Origin of the sequence: Kineococcus sp. NBC_00420 (genome assembly GCF_036021035.1) — a bacterium.
In the GTDB taxonomy this organism is placed as follows: Bacteria; Actinomycetota; Actinomycetes; order Actinomycetales; family Kineococcaceae; genus Kineococcus.
Genome location: NZ_CP107930.1, coordinates 5,138,400 through 5,150,374 on the forward strand (window position 1 = coordinate 5,138,400; position 11,975 = coordinate 5,150,374).

Genomic DNA, 11,975 nt, shown 5'->3' on the forward strand with positions numbered 1-11,975 from the left:
GTGAGCAGCCAGCAGAGCCCGTCGAACAGCCACGGGGCGAACGACTCGACCACCCGCGGGGCGACCGACGTCGTCGACGAGCACGGTCACGGCCACAGCGTCGCGGCCTGGGCCGGTGTCGCGGTGTGCCTCGTCGGGTTCCTCATCCTCTGCCTCGCGATCGTCTTCCCCAGCCTGACGTGGGGGATCATCGGCGGTGTCGTCATCGTGGCCTCCCTGGCCGTCGCGGGGGGGCTGGCCAAGGCCGGCTACGGCGTCAAGAAGGCCGACGGCACCCCCGTCGGCGTCGGCCGCGCCCAGCACTGAGGACGTGCTGACCGGACGGGGTCAGGACGGTGTCGGGCGTGTCGGTGAGCGGGGATACCCTCGTGCTGTGACTGTCCTCGACGACATCCTGGCCGGCGTCCGCGAGGACCTGGCCGCCCGCAAGGCGCTGACCACCCTCGACGAGCTGAAGGACCGCGCCCACCGTCAGGTCGCGGCCAAGGACGCTCGTGCGCTCCTCAGGCCGCGTGACGTGGAGCAGCGCGGGGTGAAGGTCATCGCCGAGGTGAAGCGCAAGAGCCCCTCCAAGGGCGCCCTCGCCACCATCCCGGACCCGGCCGCCCTCGCCGCGCAGTACGAGCTCGGCGGCGCCACCGTCATCTCCGTCCTCACCGAGCAGCGCCGCTTCGGCGGCAGCCTCGACGACCTCCGTGCGGTGCGCCTCGCCGTGGACGTCCCGGTGCTGCGCAAGGACTTCGTCGTGGATTCGTACCAACTGTGGGAGGCCCGCGCCTGGGGAGCCGACGTCGTGCTCCTCATCGTGGCCGCCCTCGAACAGGAAGCTCTCGTGTCCCTCATCGAACGCACCCAGTCCCTGGGCATGACCGCGCTGGTGGAGGTGCACACGGCCGAGGAGGTCGCGCGCGCCCTCGACGCCGACGCGAAGGTCATCGGTGTCAACAACCGCAACCTCAAGACCCTCCAGGTCGACAACGCCACCTTCGCCGACCTCGCTCCGCTCATCCCCGACCACGTCGTCAAGATCGCCGAGTCGGGCGTGTCCGGTCCCCGCGACGTCGTCGAGTTCGCCCGTGCGGGCGCGGACGCCGTCCTGGTCGGAGAGACCCTGGTCAAGGGCGCGGACCCCCGTCGCGCGGTCGCCGACCTCGTCGCCGCCGGCGCGCACCCCTCCATCCAGGCGGTGCGCCCGTGAGCGCCTCCGCCGAGGTCAACGAGACACCCCTGACCACCTCCGCTCGCAGCTTCAGCCAGGAACGCGGCCCGTACTTCGGGGACTTCGGTGGCCGCTTCGTCCCGGAGGCGCTGGTCGCAGCGCTCGACGAGATCGAGGCCGCCCACAACGCGGCCATGGCCGACGAGGGCTTCCTCGCCGAGCTCGCCGAACTGCACCGCAGCTACTCCGGCCGTCCCAGCATCATCACCGAGGTCCCGCGCTTCGCGGCCCACGCCGGTGGGGCGCGGCTCATCCTCAAGCGCGAGGACCTGAACCACACCGGTTCGCACAAGATCAACAACGTGCTGGGTCAGGCGCTGCTCACCAAGCGGATGGGCAAGAAGCGGATCATCGCGGAGACCGGGGCCGGCCAGCACGGTGTCGCCACCGCCACCGCCGCGGCCCTGATGGGTCTCGAGTGCGTCGTCTACATGGGCGAGGAGGACACCAAGCGGCAGGCGTTGAACGTCGCCCGCATGCGTCTCCTCGGCGCGACCGTCGTGCCCGTCACGGCCGGCAGCCGCACCCTGAAGGACGCCGTCAATGAGGCCTTCCGCGACTGGGTCGCCTCCGTCGACACCACCCACTACGCCTTCGGCACGGTCGCGGGCCCGCACCCGTTCCCGGTGCTGGTGCGCGACCTGCAGAGCGTCGTCGGCATCGAGGCGCGCCAGCAGGTGCTCGACCTCGTCGGCCGGTTGCCCGACGCCGTCGCGGCGTGCGTCGGCGGTGGGTCGAACGCCATCGGGATCTTCCACGGCTTCCTCGACGACCCGGGCGTAGCGCTGTACGGCTACGAGGCCGGCGGCGACGGGATCGAGACCGGCCGCCACGCCGCGCCGATCTCGGCGGGCGTCTCGGGCGTCTTCCAGGGTGCCCGCCAGTACGTCATGCAGGACGAGGACGGCCAGACGATCGAGTCGCACTCCATCTCCGCCGGCCTGGACTACCCGGGCGTCGGACCGGAGCACGCGTGGCTGGCGGCCAGCGGTCGCGCCACGTACCGCCCGGTCACGGACGCCCAGGCCATGGAGGCGTTCCGCCTGCTCTGCCGCACGGAGGGGATCATCCCCGCGATCGAGAGCTCGCACGCGCTCGCCGGCGCGCTGGAGCTGGGCAAGGAGCTCGGTCCGGACGCCGTCATCCTCGTCAACCTCTCCGGGCGCGGAGACAAGGACGTCGACACCGCGGCGCGCTGGTTCGGCCTCGTCAGCGACGCCGACCTCGTCGCCTCCGAAGCCGAGCGGGTCTCCGAAGCCCCCGAGAAGACCGAAGGATCCGGCTGGTGAGCACTCTGGAGAGCCCCGCACGCGTGGGCAAGGCCGCTGCGGCGGTGGACCGGGCGAAGTCCGAGGGGCGCGCCGCGCTCGTCGCGTACCTCCCGGTCGGCTACCCCGACGTCGACGCCTCGATCGAGGCGGCCAAGGCCGCCGTCGCGGGGGGTGCGGACATCATCGAGCTCGGGTTGCCCTACTCCGACCCGACGATGGACGGGCACACCATCCAGCAGGCCGTCGACGTCGCCCTGGCGAACCGGACCCGGCCCGTCGACGTCCTGCGGGCCGTCGAGGGGGTCGCCGCCACCGGCGCCGCCACCCTCGTCATGACCTACTTCCCGCCGATCGACCGCTACGGCATGGACCGCTGGGCGACCGACCTGGCCAACGCCGGGGGAGCGGGGCTCATCACGCCCGACCTCATCCCCGACGAGGCCGCCGCCTGGATCGCCGCCAGCGACGACCACGACCTCGAACGCGTGTTCCTCGTCGCTCCGAGCTCGACCGACGCCCGGCTGAGCACGACCGCGGCCGCGTGCCGCGGGTTCGTCTACGCGGCGTCGTTGATGGGGGTCACAGGAACGCGTGCCACGGTGGGCGCAGGAGCGTCGGAACTCGTCCGACGCACCCGCGCGGCCGGTGCCGAACGCGTCTGCGTCGGCCTCGGAGTCTCCACCCCGGCGCAGGCGACCGAGGTCGCGGGCTACGCCGACGGCGTCATCGTCGGCTCGGCCTTCGTCCAGCGCCTGCTCGACGCGGACTCGCCCCTCGCGGGGGCGCGTGCCGTCGAGGAACTCGCCCGTGCCCTCTCCGAGGGTGTCCGCGCCGGCTGAACGCCTTCACCGACGAGAACCCCGACGAGGAGAACCTGCGTTGAGCACGAAGAAGCCCGGTGGCCACCCCGCACGAGCCGGGGAGGCCGAGGACGCGCGCGAAGCCCGGCGCAAGAAGGCCGCGGCCCTGCGCCAGCGCGAGCTGGCCCGCGAACGCAGCCGCCGGGTGGTGCTCATCAGCATCGCCGTCGTCGTGGTGCTGGCCCTGGTCGCCGTCGTCGTGGTGGTCATCCAGAGGTCCCGCCCGGAGGACGTCCCCACCGCGGCGCAGGTGAACCCGCCGAGCGCCGGGGCCACCGCCGCGGGTTACGTGCTGGCGGGCACGCCTGCCGCCGGGGCGCCCACCGTCGACGTCTGGCTCGACTACCAGTGCCCGTTCTGCAAGCAGTACGAGACGGCCGCAGGCGACGCCTACGTCGCCCTGGCGACCGGTGGGCAGGCCAAGGTGGTCGTGCACACGCTCACCTTCCTGGACGACAAGCTCGGCAACACCGCCTCCCAGCTCGCGGCCGAGGGGGCGGCGGCGGCCGACGCGCAGGGCCGGTTCGCCGAGTACACCAAGGTCGTCTTCGCCAACCAGCCCGAGGAGGGGACCGGGTACACCCTGGCCGACCTGCGAGGGTTCGCGAAGGACGCCGGGGTGGCAGACCTCGACGCGTGGCAGAAGGCGGTCGAGGGCCACGCCTACCGCGACTACGTGAAGTCCGTGCAGGCCTCGATGGACGCCAACAAGGTCAGCGGAACCCCCACCGTGACCGTCACCTCGGCCTCCGGGCAGAAGACGTCGTTGACGAACGAGCAGCTCCTCGGCGCCGACCCGGTGGGCGCCCTCCAGTCGGCCGTGACCGCCGCGACGGCCGCGCCGTGATCCCCGCCGCCCTGGCCTCCGCCCTCCCCAGCCCGACGGTCGCCGTCTGGCACCTGGGCCCGATCCCGGTGCGCGCGTACGCGTTGTGCATCGTGCTCGGGATCGTCGCCGGCGTGGTCATCGCCGAGCGGCGCTGGCAGGCCAAGGGCGGTCGCAAGGACTTCGTCCTCGACGCCGCGGTGTGGGCCGTCCCGCTCGGTGTCGTCGGCGCGAGGCTGTACCACGTCATCACCTCCCCCCAGGCGTACTTCGGTGCGGACGGCAGTCCGGTCCGCGCCCTCTACGTCTGGGAGGGCGGGCTCGGGATCTGGGGCGCGATCGCCGGCGGAGCCCTCGGGGTCTGGATCGCCTGCCGCCGGGCCGGGTACCGGCTCGCGCCGATGGCGGACGCGATGGCCCCGGGGCTGCTGGTCGCGCAGGCCCTCGGCCGCTGGGGCAACTGGTTCAACAACGAGCTCTACGGTCGCTCCACCGACGTGCCCTGGGCCCTGACCGTCCACCGCTGGGACGAGTCGGCCGGCCGCGCCGTCGTGGGTGCCGACGGCAACCCCGTGGTGCTCGGCACCTTCCACCCGACGTTCCTCTACGAGTCGTTGTGGTGCGCGGCGGTGGCGGTCGTGATCGTGCTGCTCGACCGGCGCTTCCGGCTGCGCCACGGACAGGCGTTCCTGCTCTACGTGGCGCTGTACTGCCTGGGCCGCAGCTACTTCGAGGACCTGCGCATCGACGAGGCCAACCAGATCCTGGGCCTGCGGGTCAACCAGTGGGTGGCGGGCATCGTCTTCGCGGTCGCACTCGTCGCGTTCATCCGTTCACGCAGGGTGCACAGGGACGATCGTGGTCAGCCCGAGGTCCTGGAACGGGTAGCCTCCTCCGAGTCGCCGGCGGTCACCCCGTCCGGTGACGAAGCGATGCAGACCGGCGGACCGACCGTCACCGCGACTGCCGATCACCCTCCGCTGGACCGTGAAGAACGCCCGGACGCGCGCAATTCGTGATGATCCGGTGACGCGTTGGTGCGCCTGAGCACCGCGTCTCGCGCGTTACAGTGAGGTGAACGCGGGCCAGCGCCGCCCCCCGTTCGTGGTGCGCGCCCTCCAGGCGTGAGCCTCATCTCGAAGAGACCCACCCGGCTCGCCGAGATCGCCACCCGTGTGGCGAACGCTCGAGGAGATCCGTCGAGAGACCCCCTGTCCACTCGAGGTCGATCGCGACCTCTCTCCGAGGACGGTGCACTGCATGTCGCATTTCCCCGCGTCGCACCCGATCACCACGTCCGTGACCCAGCCGCTGACCCCGCCGGTCCGCCCGCTGCCGTTCACGTCGTTCCCGCCCTCGGCCGGTCTCTACGACCGAGCCAACGAGCACGACGCCTGTGGTGTCGCCTTCGTCGCCACCATGCGCGGCGAACCCGGTCACGACATCGTCGACCACGCCCTCACCGCCCTGCGCAACCTGGACCACCGGGGTGCGGTCGGCGCCGAGACCAACACGGGTGACGGGGCCGGCATCCTCACCCAGGTCCCCGACGAGTTCCTGCGCGCCGTCATGGCCGAGCAGGGCGTCGAGCTGCCGGCCAAGGGGGCCTACGCCGTCGGCAACGCCTTCCTGCCGGTGGACGAGACCGAACGCGCCGCCGCGGTCGCCCGCATCGAGGAGATCGCCGTGGCCGAGGGCCTCGACGTCCTCGGCTGGCGCGACGTGCCCGTGACGGCCGACCTCGTGGGCCAGCAGGCGCGCGCCGCGATGCCCTTCTTCGCCCAGCTCTTCGTCGCGACCCGCCGCGAGGGCCTGCAGGCGCAGGAGACCGGCATCGTCCTGGACCGCCGGGTCTACGCGCTGCGCAAGCTCGCCGAGCGCGAACTCGCCGTCTACTTCCCCTCGCTGTCGTCGCGGACGATGGTCTACAAGGGCATGCTCACCACCGGGCAGCTCGAGCCGTTCTTCCCCGACCTCTCCGACCGCCGGTTCACCTCCGAGCTCGGCCTGGTCCACTCCCGCTTCTCGACGAACACGTTCCCGAGCTGGCCGCTGGCGCACCCGTTCCGGGCCATCGCCCACAACGGCGAGATCAACACCGTCAAGGGCAACCGGAACTGGACCGCCGCCCGCGAGTCGACGATGTCCACCCCGCTCATCCCGGGTGACGTCCAGCGCCTCGGCCCGGTCTGCGCGACCGAGGGCTCCGACTCCGCCTCCTTCGACGAGGTCCTGGAGCTGCTGCACCTCAGCGGACGGTCCCTGCCGCACGCGGTGCTGATGATGATCCCGGAGCCCTGGGAGAACAACACCGAGATGGACCCGGCCCGCCGGGCCTTCTACGAGTTCCACTCGATGTTCTCCGAGCCGTGGGACGGCCCGGCCAACCTCACCTTCACCGACGGCACCGTCATCGGCGGCGTCCTGGACCGCAACGGCCTGCGCCCCTCGCGGTACTGGGTCACCGACGACGGTCTCGTCGTGCTGGCCTCCGAGACCGGTGTGCTCGAGCTGGACCCGTCCTCGATCGTGGCCCGCGGCCGCGTCGCTCCCGGCAAGATGTTCCTCGTCGATACGGCCAAGGGCCGGATCGTCGACGACGAGGAGATCAAGTCCGAGCTCGCCGCCGCCCAGCCCTACGCCGAGTGGCTCAAGAACGTCGTCCACCTCGGGGACCTGCCCCCGCGCGAGCACATCGTGCACAGCCACGCGTCGGTCACGCGTCGTCAGCAGACCTTCGGCTACACCGAGGAGGAGCTGCGGCTCATCCTGGCGCCGATGGCCCGTGCGGCGGCCGAGCCGATCGGCTCGATGGGTTCCGACACCCCGCTCGCGGTGCTCTCGCCGCGTCCCCGGTTGCTCTTCGACTACTTCGCCCAGCTCTTCGCGCAGGTCACCAACCCGCCGCTGGACGCGATCCGCGAGGAGCTCGTCACCTCGCTCATCACCACCGCCGGGCCGCAGCAGAACCCGCTCTCGGAGTCGGCGGCGCACTGCCACCAGCTGGTGCTGCCGTTCCCCGTGATCGACAACGACGAGCTCGCGAAGATGGTCCACATCGACAAGGACCGTCGCAACCCCGGTCGCACCACCCACACCGTCAAGGGCCTGTACCGGGTCGCCGGCGGCGGGGCGGAACTCGCCCGTCGCATCGAGGAGATCCGCGCGGAGGTCTCGCGCGCCATCGCCGACGGCGCCGTCTTCGTCGTGCTCTCCGACCGCGACTCCAACGCCGAGTACGCACCGATCCCGTCGCTGCTGCTCACCTCGGCCGTCCACCACCACCTCGTGCGCCAGAAGCTGCGCACCCAGGTCGGGCTGCTCGTCGAGGCCGGTGACGTCCGCGAGGTGCACCACGTCGCGCTGCTCATCGGGTACGGCGCGGCCGCGGTCAACCCCTACCTGGCGATGGAGACCGTCGAGGACCTCGTCCGCCACGGGGTCATCACCAACGTCGACGGTCCCACGGCCGTGAAGAACCTCATCAAGGCGCTCGGCAAGGGCGTCCTGAAGGTCATGTCCAAGATGGGCATCTCGACCGTCGCCTCCTACCGCGGGGCGCAGGTCTTCGAGGCCCTGGGTCTCTCCCAGACCCTCGTCGACGAGTACTTCACCGCCACGACCTCCCGCCTCGGCGGCGTCGGCCTCGACGTCCTCGCCGAGGAGGTCTCCCAGCGGCACCGCCTCGCCTACCCCCTCGAGGGCCAGGAGCGCGCGCACCGCCGGCTGGAGACCGGGGGCGAGTACCAGTGGCGTCGTGAGGGTGAGCCGCACCTGTTCGACCCCGAGACCGTCTTCCAGCTGCAGCACTCCACGCGTCAGCGCAACGAGGGCCTCTTCCGCAAGTACACCTCCCGGGTGGACGAGCAGTCGGAGCGGCTGATGACGCTGCGCGGTCTGCTGCAGCTGAAGAAGGGGGCCCGCGAGCCCGTCCCGCTCGACGAGGTCGAACCCGTCAGCGAGATCGTCAAGCGGTTCAACACCGGCGCGATGAGCTACGGCTCGATCAGCCAGGAGGCCCACGAGGTCCTCGCGGTCGCCATGAACCAGCTCGGCGGACGGTCCAACTCCGGCGAGGGCGGCGAGGACGTCGACCGCCTCTACGACCCGCAGCGGACCTCGCGCGTCAAGCAGATCGCCTCCGGCCGCTTCGGCGTCACGAGCAACTACCTGACCTCGGCGACCGACCTGCAGATCAAGGTCGCGCAGGGCGCCAAGCCCGGCGAGGGCGGTCAGCTGCCCGGGCACAAGGTGTACCCGAACATCGCGAAGACCCGGCACTCCACGCCGGGCGTCGGGCTCATCTCGCCGCCGCCGCACCACGACATCTACTCCATCGAGGACATCGCCCAGCTCATCCACGACCTGAAGAACGCGAACCCGGCGGCCCGGGTCCACGTGAAGCTGGTCTCCGAGGTCGGCGTCGGCACCGTCGCGACGGGTGTCTCCAAGGCCAAGGCCGACGTCGTGCTCATCTCGGGCGCCGACGGTGGCACGGGCGCCGCGCCGCTGACGAGCCTCAAGCACGCCGGCGGGCCCTGGGAGCTCGGCCTCGCCGAGACCCAGCAGACCCTCGTCGTCAACGGGCTGCGCGACCGGATCACCGTCCAGGTCGACGGGCAGTTCAAGACGGGCCGTGACGTCGTCATCGCCGCGCTGCTGGGCGCCGAGGAGTTCGGCTTCGCGACCGCCCCGCTGGTCGTGTCGGGCTGCATCATGATGCGCGTCTGCCAGTTGGACACGTGCCCGGTCGGCGTCGCGACGCAGAACCCGGAACTGCGGGCCCGCTTCACCGGCAAGGCCGAGTACATCGTGAACTTCTTCGAGTTCATCGCCCTCGAGGTGCGCGAGATGCTCGCCTCGCTCGGTTTCCGCTCGGTCGAGGAGGCCGTCGGCCACGTCGAGGTCCTCGACAGCCGTCGCGCCGTCTCGCACTGGAAGGCGTCCGGTCTGGACCTGTCGCCGATCCTGCACGCGCCGGTCCCGCCGGCGGGCACGACCCTGTACCGGTCCCAGACCCAGGACCACGGTCTGGAGAAGGCGCTGGACCACGTGCTCATCGAGCGCGCCTCCGGTGCCCTCGCCGACGGCACCCCGGTCCAGGTCGAGCTGCCCGTGCGCAACGTCAACCGGACCGTCGGCACCCTGCTGGGTCACGAGCTGACCCGGAAGTGGGGCGAGGACGGTCTGCCCGAGGGCACGATCGACGTGACCCTCACCGGGTCGGCCGGTCAGTCCCTCGGGGCGTTCCTGCCCCGGGGCATCACGTTGCGCCTCTTCGGCGACGCCAACGACTACGTCGGCAAGGGCCTCTCCGGCGGGACCGTCGTCGTGCGCCCCGACCGCGCGTCGGGCTCGCGGGGACGCGACATCGTCGCCGGCAACGTCATCGCCTACGGCGCCACGAGCGGTTCGCTCTTCCTGCGCGGTGAGGTCGGCGAACGCTTCTGCGTCCGCAACTCCGGGGCGACCGCCGTCGTCGAGGGGGTGGGCGACCACGCGCTGGAGTACATGACCGGCGGGACGGTCGTCATCCTCGGCCGCGTCGGGCGCAACGTGGCCGCGGGCATGTCGGGCGGGTTCGCCCACGTCCTCGACCTCAAGGAGTCCCGCGTCAACCGCGACATGGTCGACGTCGTTCCGCTGGACGACGAGGCCGCCGCGACGGTGCACGAGCTGCTCGTGCGCCACCGCGACCACACCGACTCCACCACCGCCGCGAAGCTGCTCGCCGACTGGGGCACCGCGCGGCACCGTTTCTCGACGATCGTCCCGCGGGACTACCAGCGCGTCCTCGAGGTGCGGGCCAAGGCCGTCAGCGACGGCCTCGAACCCGACTCCGACGCCGTGCTCACCCGCATCATGGAGGCTTCGCATGGTTGATCCCCGGGGATTCCTCACCGTCCGGGAGCGGGAACTGCCCCCGCGCCGTCCCGTCCCGCTGCGCCTCATGGACTGGCGCGAGGTCTACGAGAAGCAGGACATGCAGCAGTTGCAGCGCCAGGCCGGGCGCTGCATGGACTGCGGCATCCCGTTCTGCCACAGTGCGTGCCCGCTGGGGAACCTCATCCCCGAGTGGAACGACCTGGTGAGTCGCGGTGACATGCACGAGGCCATCGAGCGCCTGCACGCGACGAACAACTTCCCGGAGTTCACCGGGAAGCTCTGCCCCGCGCCGTGCGAGTCGGCCTGCGTGCTGGGCATCAACCAGCCGCCGGTGACGATCAAGCAGGTCGAGGTGATGATCGCGGAGAACGCCGCCGAGAACGGCTGGCTGGAACCGCGCGTCCCCGAACGCCTCACGGGCAAGACCGTCGCCGTCATCGGGTCCGGTCCCGCCGGGCTCGCGGCGGCGCAGCAGCTCACCCGGGCCGGTCACACCGTCGCCGTCTACGAGCGCGACGACAAGATCGGCGGGCTGATGCGCTACGGCATCCCCGAGTTCAAGATGGAACGCGCCGTCCTGGACCGTCGTCTCGCCCAGATGGAGGTCGAGGGCACCCGGTTCCGCGCCGGCGTCTCCATCGGTGAGGACATCACCGGCGAGCAGCTGCGCGACCGCTACGACGCCATCGTCGTCGCGACGGGTGCGACGGCGTGGCGCGACGTGGACCTGCCCGGCCGCGACCTGGCTGGCATCCACCAGGCCATGGAGTACCTGCCGCCCACCAACCGCGTCGCGGTCGGGGAGGAACCTCCCGCGGACCACATCGACGCGGCGGGTCTCGACGTCGTCGTCATCGGCGGCGGCGACACCGGCTCCGACTGCTACGGCACCGCCCTGCGCCAGGGCGCGAGGTCGGTCACGCAGCTGGACATCTACCCCCAGGCTCCGGGGGAGCGCCACGAGGCCGAACCGTGGCCGACGATGCCCAAGGTCTTCTCGGTGTCCTCCTCCCACGAGGAGGGCGGGGAGCGGAAGTTCTCCGCCTCGACCCAGGCGCTGATCGGCGAGGACGGTCACGTCACCGCGCTGCGCGTCGTCGAGGTCGAGAAGGTCGACGGCGTCTGGACCCCGGTCGAGGGGACCCAGGAGGACCTCCCGGCCCAGCTCGTGCTGCTCGCGATCGGCTTCACCGGTCCCGAGCACGGTGGTCTGGTCGAGCAGCTCGGTCTGCAGGCCGACGCCCGCACCCGCTTCACCCGCACCCCCGGCTACGCGACCTCGACCCCGGGCGTCTACGTGGCCGGCGACGCCGGGCGTGGGCAGTCGCTCATCGTGTGGGCCATCGCCGAGGGTCGCGCCTGCGCGTCCGCCGTCGACGAGTTCCTCATGGGTGACACCGCGCTCCCGTCGCCCATCCGGGCCGACGCGGTACCCCTGACCGCCTGATCGACCCGACTTCTGGGGGACTTTCCACCCTTCTCGTGCGCGGGAAGGGTGGAAAGTCCCCCAGAAGTGGTTACCGGACTACCAGCCGGCGACCTCGTCCTTGTCGTAGGTCCAGACGGCGTTGTCGCTGAGCACCGTCACGTCGGCGGCGTGCCCGGACAACCCGCGGGCCTGCGCGGCCGCGGTGACGCGCGCGAGCGCGTGCCGGGCCGCGCCCTGGGCGTCCAGACCGTCCCCGTCGACGCTGATGACGACGTCGTGGCGGGGTGCGTCGACCTGCTCGAGGCGCGGGTGGGTCGCGTGCAGGTCGGCCAGCAGCGTCTGCAACGCCCCCGGCGGCCAGCGGCGGTCCTCGTGCAGGCGCAGGTAGACGGCGTACTCGTGCTCGCTCCCCTCCTCCGCGAGTTCGTCGATCTCGCGGTCGAAGTCCTTCTGCTGCTGCGGTTCGTGCGCGTTCACGGGCCCA

9 protein-coding genes are annotated in these 11,975 nt (G+C 71.6%); 8 read left to right on the forward strand and 1 reads right to left on the reverse strand.

Annotated features, from left to right (window positions below; translation table 11 throughout):
• The 8 genes from OG218_RS25125 to OG218_RS25160 all read left to right on the forward strand — a co-directional run bounded on the left by OG218_RS25125 (position 1) and on the right by OG218_RS25160 (position 11,509).
• Entirely contained in the window at positions 1-306 is a 306-nt protein-coding gene (locus OG218_RS25125; protein ID WP_328295945.1) for an HGxxPAAW family protein, read from the forward strand.
• Positions 307-373: 67 nt separating this feature from the next.
• Entirely contained in the window at positions 374-1,198 is an 825-nt protein-coding gene (gene trpC, locus OG218_RS25130) for an indole-3-glycerol phosphate synthase TrpC (RefSeq protein WP_328295946.1), read from the forward strand.
• A 29-nt stretch (positions 1,199-1,227) separates the two neighbouring features.
• Positions 1,228-2,508, forward strand: coding sequence for a tryptophan synthase subunit beta (gene trpB, locus OG218_RS25135; protein WP_328296295.1), 1,281 nt, complete (start codon positions 1,228-1,230; stop codon positions 2,506-2,508).
• Positions 2,505-3,329: a tryptophan synthase subunit alpha gene (gene trpA, locus OG218_RS25140; RefSeq protein WP_328295947.1), complete on the forward strand. Its 825-nt coding sequence runs from the start codon at positions 2,505-2,507 to the stop codon at positions 3,327-3,329. The genes trpB and trpA overlap by 4 nt, the downstream gene beginning before the upstream one ends.
• A gap of 40 nt (positions 3,330-3,369) precedes the next feature.
• On the forward strand, positions 3,370-4,197 hold the full coding sequence (locus OG218_RS25145) for a DsbA family protein (RefSeq protein WP_328295948.1): 828 nt from the start codon (positions 3,370-3,372) through the stop codon (positions 4,195-4,197).
• Positions 4,194-5,195 (forward strand): prolipoprotein diacylglyceryl transferase, encoded by a 1,002-nt coding sequence (gene lgt, locus OG218_RS25150; protein WP_328295949.1) that lies wholly within the window; start codon positions 4,194-4,196, stop codon positions 5,193-5,195. The genes OG218_RS25145 and lgt overlap by 4 nt, the downstream gene beginning before the upstream one ends.
• A 241-nt stretch (positions 5,196-5,436) precedes the next feature.
• Entirely contained in the window at positions 5,437-10,059 is a 4,623-nt protein-coding gene (gene gltB / locus OG218_RS25155; RefSeq protein ID WP_380156610.1) for a glutamate synthase large subunit, read from the forward strand.
• Positions 10,052-11,509, forward strand: a complete 1,458-nt coding sequence (locus OG218_RS25160; protein ID WP_328295951.1) for a glutamate synthase subunit beta — start codon at positions 10,052-10,054, stop codon at positions 11,507-11,509. Before gltB ends, OG218_RS25160 begins: the two co-directional genes overlap by 8 nt.
• A gap of 78 nt (positions 11,510-11,587) precedes the next feature.
• Here the strand turns inward: OG218_RS25160 and OG218_RS25165 are convergent, their stop codons facing one another.
• Positions 11,588-11,968 carry a hypothetical protein gene (locus OG218_RS25165; protein ID WP_328295952.1) on the reverse strand — a complete coding sequence of 127 codons (381 nt, stop codon included), beginning with the start codon at positions 11,966-11,968 and terminating at the stop codon, positions 11,588-11,590.
• Between the last annotated feature and the right edge of the window lie 7 nt (positions 11,969-11,975).